Origin of the sequence: Sodalis sp. dw_96 (assembly GCF_018449575.1) — a bacterium.
GTDB lineage: Bacteria > Pseudomonadota > Gammaproteobacteria > Enterobacterales > Enterobacteriaceae > Acerihabitans.
Genome location: NZ_JAAVUT010000001.1, coordinates 1 through 18079 on the forward strand (window position 1 = coordinate 1; position 18079 = coordinate 18079).

The window sequence follows — 18079 nt, forward strand, 5'->3', positions numbered from 1 at the left end:
CTGACCCGTTCCAGCAGGGTATCCAATTCAGCGACAGTGGTAACTGACATCAATGATCTCCTAAAGTGATAAAGACGGTTTAACGACACCGGCTAGCTGAATGGCATTATAAGGTTGTTATGTTTTATAAAAACTCATTTTAGAATAAAAATTCTATTTATGGGATATGGATCAAGAAAATGAAATTTCTGTTTCTTGACGCGTTTTTATTCAGACAATATTCCAATTAATTTTTAATTTTTAGATGCTTACCAGCTTGTTAAGGATTTATATCGAGCTGGGTCATATAAAAGGCACTCTTAACGTATTTTGTAAATAAGCATTACTATCAACTGGTTGTAATAAAGACCTCCTATAGATATTGCCTTTGGCATCGTTGCCAGTGGAGGGAATTTTTTTATTGTAATTGAAAACGAAATTTTTACTCCTCATAATGTCAACAGACATTTTATTGATTAGGGGATTGCACATTATGGGTACAGCGCAGCAGCAGAAAACGCTTGATGTTATTTGCATCGGACGCATCGCGCTCGATTTGTACGGACAACAGATCGGCGCCCGGCTGGAAGATATGACCACCTTTGCCAAATACCTGGGTGGGTCGTCGGGCAATGTCGCCTACGGTACGGCGGTGCAGGGCCTGAAGTCCGGTATGCTGGCCCGTGTGGGCGATGAGCATATGGGGCGCTTCCTGCGCGAGGAGTTACAGCGCGCCGGCGTGGATACGCGTTTTCTCATTACCGACAAGGAGCGGCTGACGGCGCTGGTTATTTTGGGAGTAAAAGATCAGGAAACCTTTCCGCTGATTTTCTATCGAGAAAACTGCGCCGATATGGCGCTGAGCCCCGATGATATCGACGAGGATTATATTGCGTCATCCCGGGCGGTGGCGGTAACCGGCACCCATCTTTCCCATCCGAACACCCGAGCCGCGGTGCTCAAGGCGCTGGAGTACGCGCAACGCCACGGTTTGCGGCGGGCGCTGGATATCGATTACCGGCCGGTACTGTGGGGCTTGACCGCGCTGGGGGACGGCGAAACCCGTTTTGTCTCTTCCGAACGGGTGACCCGGGAACTGCAAGAGGTACTACATCATTTTGATTTGATAGTCGGCACCGAAGAGGAGTTTCATATCGCCGGCGGCAGTACCGATACGCTGGCGGCGCTGCGCCAAGTCCGCCGGGTTAGCCGGGCAACGCTGGTCTGCAAGCGCGGAGCGCAGGGGTGTTCGGTTTTCGAAGGCGAGATTCCGGCCGGCTGGGACGATGTCGAACTTTTCAGCGGGGTACGGGTGGATGTGCTGAATGTGCTGGGGGCGGGGGATGCTTTTATGTCCGGTCTGCTGCGGGGCTATTTGAATGACGAGGGCTGGGATCAGGCCTGCCGTTATGCTAATGCCTGCGGCGCGCTGGTGGTGTCCCGCCTCGGCTGCGCGCCCGCGATGCCGACCCGGACCGAACTGGACGATTACCTGCTGCGCGAGAAGTCGGTGCCGAGGCCGGATAAGGATGTGCGGCTCAATCACCTGCACCGGGTAACCACCCGCAAACAGCAGTGGCCTGAATTGTGCGTGTTCGCGTTCGATCACCGCAAGCAGCTGGCGGACATGGCCCAGGCCGCCGGTCGGGACGAGAGCGATATCCCGCGGCTGAAACAACTGCTGCTGCGAGGAGCGCGGGAAGCGGCCGCCGAAGCGGGGTTGAACAATAACAGCGGTATCCTGGCGGATACGACCTACGGGCAGGCGGCGCTGAACGACATTACCGGACAGGGGTGGTGGATAGGCCGCCCGATTGAGCTGCCGGGTTCGCGTCCGCTGCGCCTGGAGCACGGCGATATCGGTTCGCAATTAGTGGGGTGGCCGCTGGAGCATGTGGTGAAATGCCTGGTGTTTTATCATCCGAAGGACAGCGAGACGCTGCGCAGGGAGCAGGAGACGTTGATCGGCGAGGTGTACCATGCCTGCTGCCAGTCGGGGCATGAGCTGTTGCTGGAAGTGATTTTGCCGGAGAGCAATCCGGACAAGGATGAGCGGTACTACGCGCAGATCGTGTCGCGTTTTTATGCGTTGGGCATTCAGCCGGACTGGTGGAAGCTGCCGCCGCTATCGCCATCCGGCTGGCGGGAAATAGGGCGAATAATCGAGACTCATGACAGTTACTGCCGGGGTGTGCTGATCCTGGGATTGGACGCGCCGGAGGCGAGTTTGAAGGCGGGTTTCGCGGCGGCTGCGGATGCGCCGTTCGTGAAGGGGTTCGCGGTGGGACGGACCATCTTTGGCGAACCGTCGATCAAATGGTTCCGCGGCGAACTGAAGGACAGCCAATTGATAGCGGAAGTGAAACGGAATTTCCTCAAGCTGATCGGCTATTGGCGAATTTATCGTCCCGCCCGTCCTTGATACCGGCCGCAGATATACCCGGCGCGGGAGAGAAAAGGCGGGCTCGCGCCATTACCAAGGACTTTCCTTACCGCCGCGCATGATTTATGGGCGGCATGGCGAATTCATTATGACAACACCAATGCAACTCACCTTGCTGCAGGATGAAATCCGCGGCCGCTACGATACGCTCAGCAAACGACTTAAACAGGTGGCGTGTTATATTCTGGATAACAGTAACAGCATCCCGTTCGAAACCATCGCCATCATCGCTGAAAAAGCCCATGTTCCACCCTCCACGCTGATCCGGTTCGCCAACGCTTTTCAATTTGACGGCTTTAATGAAATGAAACAGGTATTTCGCCAGCACCTGATAGAGGACACCGTCAGCTACACCGAACGCGCTCGGTTATTCCGCCGGACCGCCCCTAAGGACATCTTCGCGCCGGAAAAACCGATGGAAATACTTAACCTTTTCAGCACGGTCAACGAGGTAGCGCTACAGCAGCTGCCGGGACAAATCAATGAAGCGGATTTGTGCCGTGCGGTAGAATTATTAGCCGCCGCCAACAATATTTATATCATCGGATTGCGGCGCTCATTCAGTATCGCCGCCTATCTGACTTATGCCTTGCGGCATCTGGAACGTCACGCCTTTCTGATTGATGGACTGGGCGGCATGTTCGCCGAACAATTAAGCATGGTGCGGTCTGACGATGTGGTGGTCGCCATCAGCTATTCGCCGTATGCCCAAGAGGTGGTGGAGCTGGTTTCGTTCGGCGCGAAGAGCGGCGCCAGGCAAATTGCCATTACCGATAGTATGATAAGTCCCTTGGCCGCATTCAGCGATGTCTGCTTCGCGGTGCGCGAGGCACAGGTGGATGGATTCCGTTCGCAAGTGTTGTCCATGTGCTTGTCCCAGGCATTGATGCTGTCCCTTGCAGTGAATAATACCCACAGGCAACTAACTCCCCATGCAAATACAATCCGGCCGTTGAGAACGGCAAAATAGCTTCGTTAGCTTGCTAATGACCCATTTTGTGATGCATGTATAGAAATTTAAATTCTATTTTATATAAAATTGAATTTAAAATTTCATATTGGGTTGAAATCCCAGAGTGACATTATGGCGGCCCGTTGCAAGAGCAGCGACGCATCACTCCATTAAACCATCCAAAATGGGAGTCATCATGGATAACGGCATAATAAATAATAAAGTCTATTTATTATCGATATGCGGCATTGCGGCCCTCGGGGGAATACTCTTTGGTTATGATACCGCGGTTGTTTCAGGTGCGATAAATTCACTGCAAATCTATTTCAATCTGTCCCCGCTTGAAACAGGATGGGCGGTTTCCAACGTTGTTATCGGTTGCATCATAGGGGCCTTCGCCGCAGGCACCATCGCCGATCGCTGGGGCAGAAAAGTGGCTTTGATTATTTCAGCGATTCTCTTTTCCCTGTCGGCCTGCGGTTCGGCATTGGCGCCGACGTTTACCTCGTTTGTTTTATTCCGCATAATCGGCGGTTTGGCAGTAGGGCTGGCCGCGACCATTTCCCCGATGTACATGTCTGAAACCTCGCCCAAGGATTTTCGGGGGAGGGCATTAAGCATGCAGCAGTTTGCCATCGTATTCGGGCAGATCCTCATTTTTTATGTTAATTACGAAATAGCGCATTACGCTTCCAGCGAATGGTTAACGCAGGTAGGTTGGCGCTGGATGTTCGGTTCCGGCGTGATCCCTTGCCTGATATTTTGTGTCCTGGTGTTTTTTATTCCGGAATCTCCCCGTTGGGATGTTATGGCGGGACGTGATGATGCAGCGTTAAACACCCTGAGCCGTCTTTCCAACCCCGTTCATGCACAGCATTTGCTGCGGGAAATCCGCCAGTCGGTTATTGAGGCGGGAAAGAGCCATAATAAAGTCAATTGGCATGAAGGCACCACGCGTTTCATTCTGATTGTCGGTTGCCTGATCGCCATTTTACAACAGGTCACCGGGGTGAATGTCATGATGTATTATGCCCCGCTGGTGCTGAAAACCGTTACCGGCAGCGTGGAGTCCGCTCTGTTCCAAACCATCTGGATTGGCGTGGTGCAGTTAATAGGTTCCCTGATCGGCGCGGTACTCCTCGATAGGCTGGGCCGACTGCCGTTAATGCGCATCGGAACCCTCGGCGCCATTTTGGGGCTCTTGATCACCTCTTTCGCGCTTTATAGGCATTCCACCGGTTATTTCGCGTTATTCGGCATGCTGTTTTTCATGGTGTTCTATGCCCTTTCGTGGGGCGTGGGGACCTGGGTGTTGATTTCAGAAATATTCCCCAATGATATGCGCGCGCAGGGGATGAGTATGGCTGTGGGATGTATGTGGATAGCGAATTTTTTTGTCTCGCAGACCTTTCCGATGCTTAATGAAAATCCTTATTTATTCAGAGCATTCCACGGTGCTTTCCCCATGTGGGTATTCGCCGGCTTTTGTCTGTTCAGCTTCTTTTTTATCAGTCGCTATGTACCGGAAACCAAGGGCGTTTCCCTGGAGAAGATGCGGCAGACAATGATGGAGAAACATGAGGAAAATTTCAAAAAAGTCATGGAAACCAAGGATGCCAGTAATTAGCGATGGAGTTGCTGGATTAAAGAGCCCGGCAGCCGCGGGCTTTATTGCTTTTAACAGGATGACGGATCGCCGGCTTATGTGTTCTGACAACTGACGGTATAACTGATCCAATTGGGGGTTTTATCCGCCGCGCATGCCGGAGGCAAGGCGCCAAGACTGTCGGTGACATAAGAGATTTTCATGTTCATTTCCTCAGCTACGATATAAGTCGGGATAGGGGGATTTTTTCAGTGCTTCCCACTGAGTTTTCCTACGCGCTGTTGTTTGACGGATAGTTTGTCTCTTTGTAAATAAATATTCTATAAATATTTAATATGAATTAAATTTTCTTAAGTTTATTTCACGAAAGGAAAATTATTTTTTAAAATGTGATAAATATCAACTTATATGGCGAGAAATGTTTTTAGATTGAAAACTAAAATAGAAAAATAATTCTATTTAATATATTCGCAGGTCTATAAGTTCTTTTGAGTGATAGGGTGGGGATAACCATAATGTTGCGCAATGTCAGGGCTAACGCGTCATTGTTATTGCTAAGCAGCGCGGTATTTTTCTGTTACCTCACCATTGGCCTGCCGTTGCCGGTTATCCCCCTGTATGTCCATCACGTTTTGGGTATGAACAATACGCTGGTGGGTATTGCCGTGGGAGCCCAATTTTTGGCGACCATTTTGACGCGCGGCTACGCCGGACGCCTGGCAGACCGGCGGGGGGGTAAACGTCTGACCTTGCAAGGCATGTTGTCCTGCGCCTTGGCGGGATTTGCCTATCTGCTGTCGGCACGGGTTCCATTGCCCGCGGAGGGACGATACGTTTTGCTGATCATGGGCCGTCTGATCTTAGGATTCGGGGAAAGCCAATTGCTCACCGGCACACTGACCTGGGGATTCGGCCTGCTGGGTGCGGCCCGCTCCGGGAAAGTCATGTCCTGGAATGGCGCCGCGGTTTATGGGTCGCTGGCTGTCGGTGCTCCCCTCGGCTTATTGATTGATCAACACTGGGGGTTTATTGCGCTCGGTATATCGACGCTGCTATTACCTTTGCCGGCGTTGATGTGTAACGGCATGGTGCCGGCTGTAAAACCGCGACAGGGCAGCAGGCCGTCGTTATGGCGGGTTATGGGGCTTATTTGGCTGCCGGGGCTGGCATTGAGCTTGCAGGGTGTCGGTTTTGCCGTTATCGGTACCTTTGTTTCGCTGTACTTTGTCAGTCGTGAATGGAGCAATGCCGGACTGGCCTTGAGTGCTTTCGGACTGGCTTTTGTCATAATGCGACTGGTCTTCGGTCATTTGCCGGATAAGATAGGCGGTATCCGCATGACATTACTGTCACTCTGGATTGAAACGGCGGGGCTATTACTGCTTTGGTTGGCACCGATTCCCGCGGTGGCCTTCATGGGGGCGGGTTTGACCGGTGCCGGCTGTTCGTTGATCTTCCCGTCGATGGGGGTCGAGGTGGTCAAGCTGGTGCCGCCGCCGGTCCGTGGAACGGCAGTGGGCGCCTATTCGGCTTTTCAGGATCTTTCGTATGCGGTCACCGGTCCGCTAACCGGTTTGTTGGCAAGCTGGCTGGGTTACTCCTCGGTTTTCGCCGCCGCCATGTGCTGCGCGTTAGCGGGCATCGGGGTCACCTTGTCATTTGCCCGCCGGCATCTGTTGCGGCAGTTTTAACAGCCCGCGCTTGTCCGCCACATCGCGCGCCCCGACGGCGGGGGCGGCATTTCCCCAAGTATTACGAATGTAGGTCGTCACGGCGGCGACCTGCTCGTCCGACAGTTTCCAGGCGAAGCTCGGCATCGCACCCTGGGTTGGATTGCCGGTTGTCACCGCCCCTCGTCCGCCTTGCAGCACCGTGGTGATAAGCGATGAGGCATCCGGTCCCATGACGGCGGGATTATTCGCCAGGCCGGCCGCCAGATTGGGAATACCTTTTCCATCGCTGTTGTGACAGGCTGAGCAGTTCGCGGAATACACATTCGCCCCCATTTTCATCTGTGGGGTATCCACGGGTTGCCGCGCCGGTTTCTGGCTTTCCGAACCCGGCTGCGACCGAAGATAGGTTGTTATGGCATGCAGATCCGCAGCCGTAAGATATTGTGTGGAATTTGTGACGGCCTCGGCCATCGGGCCGGATGCCACGGCAACCTGGTTACTGCCCTGCTTCAGGTATTGCACTACTTGGTCGTCAGACCAGCTCCCTATGCCGCTATAGCGGTTGCCGGTAATTTCCGGCGCATACCATTCGCCGAGATTACTGCCCTGAAGATAATCGCCGGTATCCCCGCCAATCGGGTTTTTGGCCGTATGGCAGGCCGCGCAGTGCCCAAGCCCCTGCACCAGATAGGCTCCCCGGTTCCATTCGGCCGATTTTCCACCATCGGGGATGAACCCGTCGTTTTTAAAAAACAGCAGATTCCAGCCCATCATCGCCAGTCGAATGTTATAAGGGAAAGGCAGCCGGGTTGCCGGAACCCGATTATGCACCGGCTTCACCGAACGCATATACATCCACAGATCGCGCATGTCCCGATCGTTAATCTTGATATAGGCGTTGTAAGGCATGGCGGGGTAGAGGTTTTCACCGTTTTTCCCTTTGCCGTGGCGCACGGCCCGGTAAAAGTCCCGCTCGGTCCAGTTGCCGATACCGGTTTCAACGTCGGGTGTGATATTGCTGGCAAAGATACCGCCGAAAGGCGTGCTGATAGCGTATCCGCCGGAATAGGCTTCTTTGCTGCCCGGCTTGGTGTGGCAAGCAACGCAGTCGCCGGCCAGCGCAATATAATGGCCACGTTCAACCGCCGCGGCATCCCCGACGGTCAGGGGGTGTTTCATCTGTGTGCTGTTATCCGCCACGTCATCCGTCGTGGTATTGCCGTTCTGATACAACAAAACCCCTGTCACTACCGCGGCCACCACCACGATACCGCCGGCTATTTTGATTTTTTTCATATTACACCTTCACCAGGGGACCGGGATTCTTGAGGTACTGCTCAAGGATGGCTTTCGCTGTCCAGAGGCTGAGCGCGCCAATGGTCCCCGTCGGGTTGTAACCGGCGTTATTGGGAAAGGAGGATGCGCCAAGCACAAACAGGTTGTGCACATCCCAGCTTTGCTGATAGCGGTTAAGTACGCTGGTTTCAGGATCGGTCCCCATGACCGCGCCCCCGATGGTGTGATCGCTGGCGAAGTTATAGGGCGAATAATGACCGGAAGCCGAGTTGGTGCCGTTCACCATCTTCGCACCCATGGCTTTGCCTATCTCGACGCTTTTCTCTTCGATAAATTTTGCCGCCCGGCGATCGTTTTCGTTGTAGTCGAAAGTGACCCGCAATAAGGCGTTACCATTGTCATCGACATATTCAGGATCAAGGTCGAGGTAGTAATCTTCGTGGGAATAGCTGGTGCCCTGGCCAAAGATAAACGTCGCGTTCTGGAAGGCATGGGTATAGGCCTTTTTCCACGCCTTGCCCCAGCGCGGCGTTCCCGGAGGAAGGGCATCGGCGTTACCGATGGGTCTCGCGCCGCGCGCCACCACCAAAATGCCGGCCCCGCCGATAAAACCCAGGCCGGTATGGTCGAAATTATCGCCGTTAAAGTCATCAACCTGCTGGGAAAGCGCACCCGCGCCGATAAATTGATTGAGATTTTCATCTTCGAAGAACAGATTTGCGCCCGCCACCGTCTGGAAGCTGTAGGCCCGTCCGACGACCCCTTTTTTAGCCACCGGATCGTAGGGCCGGCCAATTTTTGACAGCAGCAGCAGGCGGACATTCTGCATCTGGAAGGCGGACAGGATGACAATATCCGCCGGCTGCTCCCACTCCTGTTTATTCCGGTCAAAGTAAGTCACGCCGGTAGCCGTTTTACCGTCTTGCGCCTTATTCACCCTGACGACGGCCGATTCCGTCAGCACGGTAAAGTTTTCACGCTGCATCAGCGCGGGGATCACGCAGGCATTAGGACTGGATTTCGAGAAATTACCGCAGCCGTAATAGAGGCAATATCCGCAATAGGTGCACGGCCCCATACGCACGCCGAGCGGATTGAGGTAAGCGCGGGAAGCCTGTCCCGCCGGCACCATAAACGGATGCTGGCCGAGGGATTTTGCCGCGTCGCGGAACAGGTCGGTCAGGCGCATTCCTTCCAGCGGGGGCAACGGGTATTCACTGCTGCGATTGCCTTCAAACGGATTGCCGTCAGCAATGATTTCCCCTTTCAACTTACCGGCTTTACCGGAAACCCCGGCGATTTTCTCAAACCGGTCATAAAAAGGCTCCAGTTCATCATAGGTCACGCCCCAGTCCTGTAAAATCAAACCGTCGGAAATCTGCTTTTTGCCATAACGTGCCAGGGTCCGGCTATAGGGCTGGAAATCGAACGGTGTAAAGCGCCAGGCCATTCCTGCCCAGTGTGTGCCGGATCCGCCGACGTTGTAGCCCAGTTCATTCAGATTCCAGTCGCGGGAAGGCAGGGCTTTCTGATAAATGGTATTACGGAAGGTGGTGGTCTCCACCGCCGGCGGCAACAGCATGCTGCGGCGCGTATCCCAGCGGAGTTCATCCGTATCAATGGAAGGCGGAAAATCAGTGGCGGTTTCAAACCAGGGGCCGCGCTCAATGGCCACGACATTCAGGCCGGCACGGGTCAATTCTTCGGCGATCAAAGAACCGCACCACCCCAGGCCGACAATGACGATATCAGCTTTTGGACGGACGTTTTTCATTATTAAGGCTCGTTATTGCTCAATCACTTCATTAAGGTCAGCTTAAAGGGTGTTATCTATCAGGCTGGTGGGGATAATATTCAGTTTCTGCCCTTTTTTACTCAGCAGATCGCGAAAGTCATATCGTGCGCCGGGAAAACCAATCATTTTCCAACTGGCCATGTCCTTATTCCCGCCGTAGAGGGGATCGGACAAGAAGCCTTCACGGACATTTTGCAATAACAGCTCGAAGAAAACGGGGGTCTCCACCTCCGCGCCGAGATCGAGCCTGTTGGCTTCCATGGCGTGCAGCACGTGATCCTGTTGGTCACCATCGAGCTGAATAAAGGTTTTACCGAACTGCTTTTGTGTAAAGGCATCCAGCGCGGCCAGCCCCTGCCGATAACGCTGCGCGGGGGTCAGTGAAGACTGGGAACCCTGTTCGGGCGTCCCTTTAACAAAGCGGCCAAGACGATAGAGGGAGACGGCATTGCCGTAGTCCCCCGCCAGCTGGCGGTCGATAAAAATGGCGCAACCGGCTTCCTTGCCGCTGATACTCATCTCATCGGCGGGTATAAAGCGTTCTGCAATGGCGCCGACGGTGTCGAATTCGTGTTCAGTCAAATACTGTAACCCGCCTTTCTTGGGCGGCGCCGGCGGCGTATGGATTTTTCCCGGCTCCCACGGTTGACCGCCATTCACTTCCTGTGCGTCTGCGACAGGGAGCGATGAAGTCAGGCCGAGCAGTGCTAGGGATGTGAGAAATTTTCTGCGTTTCATGACATTTCCCTGCCGTTAAAAGTCATTACAAATAGGAAGTCATCACTACCGGAGGTAATATAATTATTGTATTTACATTCAATTAAAATAATTAATAAATAAATAACATCCAAAGTATCTTAAAATTTTCCGGCTGCGCTGGGTACTTTTTTGTTGATGGTTTTCCATCAACAAAATACCGTTTGTTTTGTTAGCATTGCCCATCGGCCCTTTATCAACCTTGATGCTGCTGCGCGGCACCGGGGTAATCTCCGGTCCCGGTCGTATCCCAGGTTCAGCCAAAACCCGGGGTAATCTCTGGTCCCGGTTGTATACCGGGTTCAGCCAAGACCCGGGGAAAGGGCTGCTAGCGACAATTGATACTTGCGAGGATAATTTTGCTACGCATAATACCCCTTGCTGTAGCGCCTGCCGCCATTACAACAGCAGCGGTCGGTATGATTATGTTGTGTTAACCGAGGCCCGCTTACCGCTTTGACGGTATGCCGGCAAGATTTCGCTTTGTGGAGTTACCATGAAAAAGCTCACCCTGCAGATGCTGGCGCAAAGGGCCGGCGTCGGTGTGGCAACCGTTGACAGGGTGCTCAATGAGCGGGGCGGCGTCGCCCCCGAGACGGCCCGTAAAGTATTGCAGGCCGCCCGTGAGGTCGGACTGAAACGTATCCTGCCGGAGGAGTATCGATATCCATGGCAGATTGAAGTGATATTGAGCGCCGGGGACTCTTTTTTCTTCAAGCAGCTTGCCAGAGATTTCAGCCAGATTGCCGATGGCCTGGGCTATCGCCGCATCACTCTCCACCGGACATTTATACAGGAATCTCAGCCGGACAAACTGGTTCAGCACATTCTTGAATGCAGTAAGAACCGCGATGGGCTCATGGTTTTCGCCCAGGATCAGCCTGCCATTCATCATGCGCTGGCGTTTTGCAAGGCCCGCGGCGTACCGGTTATCACCCTTGTCACCGATTTGCCGGGGGCACAGCGTTTGTGCCACATCGGGATCAATCAACCCCAGGCCGGCCGTACGGCGGGTCTGATGATGGGAAAGATGCTGAATCGGCCGGGAGAGGTCATTATGGTCAGCGGGCGTTTCGATTACCGTGCCCACCGCCAGCGCATTGAGGGTTTTCGCGATGTGATGCGGCAGCGCTTTCCGCTGATCCGGCTGAGGGAAGTATTGGCAGGACAGGACGAGAGAAAAGTGATTACCGAACTTTTGAAGCAAAATCTGGCGACGTCGGCAAATCTGGTGGGCCTTTACAATACCGGAGCGGGGAATACCGAAGTCAGTCAAGCCCTGAAACATCACGGCCTGTTAGGGAAATGCATCTATATCACCCATGAGCTGTATGCCTTAACGCGCAGCTTACTGGAAAAAGACGCTGTAGCGCTGACCCTGGATCAAAATGCCCGCCAGCATGCCCAGTTAGCCACGGACATTTTGCTTCGCTATCTTGAGAACGGCGAAGCTCCCGGGCTTTATGCCGACGGGAAAGTCGATTTCCGGCTGATTACCTCTGAAAACACGTGCTGAAGACACACTCCCCGGCCGTGGTGGGCGGTGTATCACTCGCCGCGTCGCCGGGCATCGACTTGCCCGGGTTCGTCGCTGTTCTGCGCTGCTGGGCTACCTGGCTATGCTGGCAAACCTATGCCGCCTGCGCCCGGCAATGCTTTCTCAGACGGCGGGCTGGTAGCGTTTCTTGAAATGCTTTTCCAACTGTTCAAGCGTCTTGCCGCGGGTTTCCGGAACCAGCGTTATCACGAACACTCCGCCGAAGATGCCGACGATGGCAAAAAGCAGGAACGTGCCCGCCAGTCCGAAGGCTTGCATAAGCAACGGGAAGGACATGGAAATCACAAAAGTGGTAAACCACATGGCAAACACGGAAATGCCCATCGCCATGCCGCGTATGCGCATCGGGAATATTTCCGACAACAGCAGCCAGATCACCGGCGATAATGCCCCTTGCTGGAAACAGAGAAACATCATCATACCCGTCAGGACCATCCAACTGCGCAGCATATTCGGCCCCGCGGCCACATGTTCCGGCATAAAATAACAAACAGCGCTGATAAAAAATAAACAGCCGGTACAGCCCATTTGGCCTATCAGCACCAGCGGCCGGCGGCCGGTGCGGCTTAATAGATAGATACCGAACAGCGTCATGACCACCGAGGTCACGCCGTTGCCGATGGTAGCCAGCAACGCGGCGTTGGTGCCCATGCCGGTGGCCTTAAGCACGGTGGGGGCATAATACATGATGGTATTGATACCGGTCAGCTGTTGTATCATGGCGATACCGATACCCAGCCACACCAGGCTTTTCATCCAATGGGCGATGGCTTTTTTTCGCAGCGCTTTTTTCTCGGGCGTGGGTGCCAAGGCGTTTTTGATTTCCGTCAGCTCCTTTTCCACCACCCGTGAATGGCGGGTACGCTCCAGCACGTCCCGGGCTTCTTTAAAGCGGCCGTGCATCACATACCAGCGCGGGGTATCCGGCATAAACAGCATACCGATGCTAAAACACATAGCGGGGATGCAGGCCAAGGCCAGCATCCAGCGCCAGGTGGTCTCGCCACCCCAGACTTCATTCATCACGGCGTTGGAGGTATAGGCCAGCAGTTGGCCGGAAACAATCATCAGCTCCTGCAGGGTCACGAATTGCCAGCGTCGATTGGCCGGAACGATTTCCGCAATATAAATCGGAACGACGGCGGCGGCGCCTCCCACGGCCAGGCCGAGGATTAACCGCGAGACAATCATCCATTGGGCATTCGCTGAAAAGGCGCAGGCCAGGGACCCAAAGACAAAAATCAGCGCCAGACAAAGAATCACTTTTTTACGGCCCATATAATCCGCGAAGCGGCCGGACACTATGGCTCCCAGCGCGGCGCCGAATACCAGGGAACTGGTGACCATCCCGGTGGTCAGGGCGGTCAAGTGCAAATCGGTTTTCATAAACAGCAACGCCCCGGCAATCACACCGGTATCGTAGCCAAATAAAAGTCCACCCAGGGTGGCGATAATGGCGATGGCCTTGACCAGCGGTTCCACCGGCATTTTAACAGTGGCCTGCCCCGGACTCGTTGCGGCTGAATGTGTCTGTTCCATTTATATCCCTGTGGGTTATTATCATTATTCTTGTTTGCGTACATTTGCAGCATGGAACCCGTTAAAAATGTCAATATCTACTTCTAGCGGACGGCGTATGGTATCTGAAAATGTGAAGTAGCGCTAATATTTAGCTTCCTACCTGATTGTTCTCATTCGATGCATTCATCGCATTCAGGCCGACTCGAAAGTCCGAATCGTGGGGCGGGGTTAGCGTTTTTTAACCATGGAAATGGTTAATGATGCTAACTGATGATAATGAGATGCTTGTTATCGGCATTTAAATCTGAGTGATATTTGGCGGTAATTCCGTTGACCTATTTTACCTTTTTTTTACATGCCGGAAACAATCGCAACAGCAAATGGGAATATTCATTTATATTACGGACAGAGTATTTTTTGCCCGCTGGAACTGATTTTAAAATCAAGCGCCAATAATTACCCTTGCTTAGTCTTTTTAATTGGTTGCCCTGTGTGCGGATCCCGATAATGATATAAATAATTATTATCTGAGGAGTTTATTTATGGGCAATAATCAGTTCGATGCCAGCACGCTTTTTCGCGCAGGCCTGCCGGTGCCGGCGCCAGCCTGGCAGGGATTGCCGCGCTATGTCTTTAATTCCGGCCACAACGATCCGGATTTGATTCCATTGGAGGGACTCGCGCAGGCCGCGCAGCGGGTTATTCTGCGCGAGGGGAAAAGCCTGGCGGTCTATAATCAGGCCAATGGGCCGCAGGGATATCCGGCTCTGCGTCAGTTTGTCAGCAATAAGCTTAAAAATCGCGGCATCAGCGCGGGCATTAATGATATTTTAATTACCTCCGGCTCCGGCCAGGCTATCGACCTGGTGAATAATTTGCTGTTGGAACCGGGCGATACCGTACTGGTGGAAGAATTTTCCTACATCGGCGCCCTCAGGAAATTACGGGCAAAAAATATCAATATCGTCGGTATTCCCCTCGACGAACAGGGCATCCGCACCGATAAGCTGGAAGAACTGCTCGCTTCGCTGGCGACCAGGCATATTACCCCTAAATATATTTACACCATTCCAACGGTGCAAAATCCCACCGGCGCCATTTTAGGCCTGGCACGCCGCCGACAGCTGATATCATTGGCGGAAAAGTACCGCACCCTTATTTTTGAAGATGAGTGCTATGCCGATATTATCTGGTCCGGCGAAGCGCCGCCGGCGCTGTTTTCACTGCAGCCGGATCGGGTCATTCATATCAGCTCTTTTTCCAAATCCCTGGCGCCTTCGGTACGCGTGGCGTATCTCACCGCGGCTCCCGCTATTTTAAGCCAGATTGTCGCCCTGAAAAACGACGGCGGCACCGGAGCGCTTGATCAGATGATCGTCGCCGAGTATTTCACCGAGCATTTTGCCGACCATATATCGGCATTGACGCTGGCCCTGCGGCATAAACTGGATATTCTGCGTGATGTGGTGCAAAAGGAACTCGGTGATATCGCCACCCTGTGGCTTCCTCAAGGGGGCATTTTTTTATGGGTTAAGCTGCCGGACTACGTCGATACCCGCGAATTGGTGGCGCCGGCGGAACAGCTAGGCATCTCGTTTAACCCGGGGAGTGACTGGGCGGCGGATGCCGAAAACGGCAAAAACTGGCTGCGTTTGTGCTTTGCCCTGGCCGGCGAGCAGGAGCTTATCGACGGTGTGACGCAACTTGCGGCGTTGCTACGCAGCCATACCGCAATCGCCCGGACCGGACAAACGCTGCGGGAACCGGCTTAATATCATCGACCAGAAAAACGCGGTGGGAGCCGGCTTAATGTCATCGACCGGACAAACGCAGCAAGAACCCGCATAACATCACGGAGTATAAAATCTCAGCAGGTACCGGTATGCTGTCCCTCTCTCCGCCACCCATTCGGTGGCGGAAGATGACTGGCCGAAAGGGGGCCGGGACGCGGGTTTCCTACACGACGGGTTGATGAATGTCGGCGGGCGTGCCGGGATAACCTTTACCCGACGAGCTGATGCATGTCTGCCCTTTGGGCGGTGGAGGCATCCCCCAGGGCGCGGCGCAGGAAAAGCCGGGTGCGCTCGTGACTCGGCTGTTTGAAGATACGTTGCGGATCGCCGAATTCCACAATCCGTCCCGCTTCGGTAAAGTACAGTACGTCGCTTATCTCCTCGGCAAAACGCATTTCATGGGTCACCAATATGCAGGTGATGCCGTCGCTCACCAAATCCCGTATGACGTTCAAGACTTCCCCCACCATTTCCGGGTCAAGGGCGGAGGTGACTTCGTCGAATAAAATCAGCTCAGGGCGCATGGCCAGGGCCCGGGCGATGGCGACGCGCTGCTGCTGTCCGCCGGACAACTCCCCCGGATAGGCTTTTTCCTTATGTTCCATCCGAACCTTTCGCAGTAACTCATAAGCCCGCTCCGTTGCCTCCCGGCGCGACAGGCCCAGCACCTTCACCGGCGAGATCACCAGATTCTCCAGTACGCTTAAATGCGGGAAAAGATTGTATTGCTGGAAGACAAACCCCACGCGTTTACGCAGTTCAACAAACTCTTTTTCCGATTTCAGGTCGTGAACCGGGATGCCGCAAACCTGGATCTGGCCTTTTTGCGGACGCAACAGGCCGGTAATGCTGCGCAGAATGGTGGATTTACCGGAGCCGGAAGGACCGATAATGCAAACCGACTGGCCTTGCCGAACAGAAACATCAATGCCTTTCAGCACCTCGTTGTTATTAAACGAGAGATGCACGTTATCCAACTGCACCAACGGCCGATGGGAAGGATGGAGGACCGGGGAAGAGATCTTGTCAGACTCGCTCATGTCGTTTTTCCAGTAGCCGCGTCATACGGGCAATAGGGTAGCAATAGATAAAAAAGAACAATAACAGCGTGAAATAGACCAGCACGGTGAAGCCGGTGCGCGCCACCGTATTGCTGGCAATCGTGGCGATATCCACAATGTCGTGCACCCCGACCAGCGAGGCCAGCGAGGTGCTCATGGTGATGGCGGCGTACAGGTTCATCCATGGCGGCAGCATGCGCCGCAGACACTGCGGCAAGATCACGTAACGGAAAATCTGGCCGCGCCGGAACGCCAGCGATTGCGCCGATTCCCATTGAGGGCTGGGGATGGACTGTATGGCGCCGCGAAAAATTTCAGCGAGAATGGCGCTGGCGGACAGCCCCAGTCCGATAACCACCTTGATCCAGTCAGGAAACGGCAGATAAAAATGAAATAGACTGAATTCAAAAGGGAAAACATAGGTGGTGAAATAGATCAACACCAGTACCGGCGCGTTGCGGAACACCTGCACATAGAGGCGGACCGGATATCGCAGCAGCGGTGACGGCGAGAGGGATAACGCGCCGAACAGCAGGCCGATAAGCGTGCCCAACGCCATGGACGCCACGCTGATTTTAATATTGATCAGCAGTCCCCTCAGTATCGCCGGCAGCCAATGCCACAGCTGGCTGACGGAAAGGGGGGCCGTGCCGGTGAATAGCCAGAGCATATTCAACGCCGCCAGCAGCAGGAAGACCACAAACCAGGGGTCGGAAAACAGCGCCGAGGCAACGTTCCGGCGCCCCGGACGGGCGGCAAACAGCCTGAGGGAAAGGTCACTGGCCATAGCCGGGCATCCTCAAATGCGTTTCCAGCCAGCGCCCCGCCAGGCTGACTATCCAGGTCAGCAGGCCGAAGTAGACGAGAATCAGCAGCAACAGCTCCAGCACGTTGTCGCGCTGGGACCAAATCATAATGGACGCATAGGTCACGTCCCCGACCGCTATCGCCGAGGCGATGGCGGTCATTTTCACCAGATCAACCAGATTATTAATCAGCGAGGGCAGCGCGAAGCGGACGGCCAGGGGCAGTTGTATGCACCAAAAGGTTTGCCGCCCGGTAAACGCCAGCGAGCGCGAGGCTTCCAGCATCACCGACGGAACGGCGCCGATGCCTGCGCGCAGGGCCTCGGCGTGAAACACCGCTTTATGCAGCGCGATCACCAGCACCACCCACATCATCGGCGTGATGGGGCTGGTGCCGCCGGCTATTTGCCGGCTGATCAGCATATTCAGCACCAGAAACGCACAGTAAAGCTGTATCAATACCGGCGTGTTGCGCACGAGTTCCACCAAAGCGCCGATGGGGGCGACTATCCAACGAGACCGGTGGTTCAAGGCCGCCGCGATAAGCACGCCCAGCAGCAGGCTAAGAGGAATGGTCAACAGGCAGAGCTTGACCGACACCCACAGACCCTCGGCAAACGCCTGCCTGTCGACGGGGTCCAGAACAAAGGCATAGTTCAGGCCCAATGGCCTGAGCGCCTTCACCAGCCATTCGAGCGACGTTAACGGCCAGCCAAGCGCCGCCACCGACCCTCCGGACAGCGCCGGGATCATAAGATAAGCTCCCGTGCCGATGCCGGGCCTGACCTGATAACCTCCCGTGCCGAGGCCAGGCCTGACCTGAAAATCTCCGGCTCGCCT

13 protein-coding genes are annotated in these 18079 nt (G+C 54.3%); 6 read left to right on the forward strand and 7 right to left on the reverse strand.

Annotated elements, in window-relative coordinates:
- Window positions 1-472 precede the first annotated feature (472 nt).
- The 4 genes from iolC (at window position 473) to HB631_RS00020 (ending at window position 6671) form a co-directional block, all read left to right on the forward strand.
- Window positions 473-2401 carry a 5-dehydro-2-deoxygluconokinase gene (gene iolC / locus HB631_RS00005; RefSeq protein ID WP_213989113.1) on the forward strand — a complete coding sequence of 643 codons (1929 nt, stop codon included), beginning with the start codon at window positions 473-475 and terminating at the stop codon, window positions 2399-2401.
- A 109-nt stretch (window positions 2402-2510) separates the two neighbouring features.
- On the forward strand, window positions 2511-3392 hold the full coding sequence (locus tag HB631_RS00010; protein ID WP_213989114.1) for a MurR/RpiR family transcriptional regulator: 882 nt from the start codon (window positions 2511-2513) through the stop codon (window positions 3390-3392).
- Between the two features lie 151 nt (window positions 3393-3543).
- The gene (locus HB631_RS00015) at window positions 3544-5001 is read left to right on the forward strand and encodes a sugar porter family MFS transporter (RefSeq protein WP_345945683.1); all 1458 of its coding nucleotides are present in this window, start codon (window positions 3544-3546) and stop codon (window positions 4999-5001) included.
- A gap of 494 nt (window positions 5002-5495) precedes the next feature.
- Entirely contained in the window at window positions 5496-6671 is a 1176-nt protein-coding gene (locus HB631_RS00020; RefSeq protein WP_213989116.1) for an MFS transporter, read from the forward strand.
- Here the strand turns inward: HB631_RS00020 and HB631_RS00025 are convergent.
- From HB631_RS00025 to HB631_RS00035, 3 genes are read right to left on the reverse strand one after another with little or no spacing between them, the layout of a single operon-like run.
- A complete protein-coding gene (locus tag HB631_RS00025; protein ID WP_213989117.1) occupies window positions 6636-7949 on the reverse strand; it encodes a c-type cytochrome in 1314 nt (437 codons plus the stop codon). The two genes, HB631_RS00020 and HB631_RS00025, sit on opposite strands and share 36 nt — an antisense overlap.
- Before the next feature lies 1 nt (window position 7950).
- A complete protein-coding gene (locus tag HB631_RS00030) occupies window positions 7951-9723 on the reverse strand; it encodes a GMC family oxidoreductase (RefSeq protein ID WP_213989118.1) in 1773 nt (590 codons plus the stop codon).
- Window positions 9724-9765: 42 nt separating this feature from the next.
- Complete coding sequence (locus HB631_RS00035; RefSeq protein WP_213989119.1) at window positions 9766-10482, reverse strand: gluconate 2-dehydrogenase subunit 3 family protein; 717 nt, start codon at window positions 10480-10482, stop codon at window positions 9766-9768.
- Between the two features lie 514 nt (window positions 10483-10996).
- Between HB631_RS00035 and HB631_RS00040 the strand changes: the two genes are divergently transcribed.
- On the forward strand, window positions 10997-12016 hold the full coding sequence (locus tag HB631_RS00040) for a LacI family DNA-binding transcriptional regulator (RefSeq protein WP_213989120.1): 1020 nt from the start codon (window positions 10997-10999) through the stop codon (window positions 12014-12016).
- Between the two features lie 144 nt (window positions 12017-12160).
- Here HB631_RS00040 and HB631_RS00045 read toward each other — a convergent pair whose 3' ends face one another.
- Window positions 12161-13597 (reverse strand): sugar porter family MFS transporter, encoded by a 1437-nt coding sequence (locus HB631_RS00045; RefSeq protein WP_213989121.1) that lies wholly within the window; start codon window positions 13595-13597, stop codon window positions 12161-12163.
- A gap of 524 nt (window positions 13598-14121) precedes the next feature.
- Here HB631_RS00045 and HB631_RS00050 point away from each other — a divergent pair.
- Window positions 14122-15351, forward strand: a complete 1230-nt coding sequence (locus HB631_RS00050) for a PLP-dependent aminotransferase family protein (protein ID WP_213989122.1) — start codon at window positions 14122-14124, stop codon at window positions 15349-15351.
- Window positions 15352-15581: 230 nt separating this feature from the next.
- Here HB631_RS00050 and HB631_RS00055 read toward each other — a convergent pair whose 3' ends face one another.
- Genes HB631_RS00055 through HB631_RS00065 form a run of 3 tightly spaced genes read right to left on the reverse strand, consistent with a single transcriptional unit; the run spans window position 15582 to window position 17992 of the window.
- A complete protein-coding gene (locus tag HB631_RS00055; protein ID WP_275955680.1) occupies window positions 15582-16412 on the reverse strand; it encodes an amino acid ABC transporter ATP-binding protein in 831 nt (276 codons plus the stop codon).
- Window positions 16399-17220: an amino acid ABC transporter permease gene (locus HB631_RS00060; protein WP_213989123.1), complete on the reverse strand. Its 822-nt coding sequence runs from the start codon at window positions 17218-17220 to the stop codon at window positions 16399-16401. Before HB631_RS00060 ends, HB631_RS00055 begins: the two co-directional genes overlap by 14 nt.
- Window positions 17210-17992 (reverse strand): ABC transporter permease subunit, encoded by a 783-nt coding sequence (locus HB631_RS00065; RefSeq protein ID WP_213989124.1) that lies wholly within the window; start codon window positions 17990-17992, stop codon window positions 17210-17212. Before HB631_RS00065 ends, HB631_RS00060 begins: the two co-directional genes overlap by 11 nt.
- Between the last annotated feature and the right edge of the window lie 87 nt (window positions 17993-18079).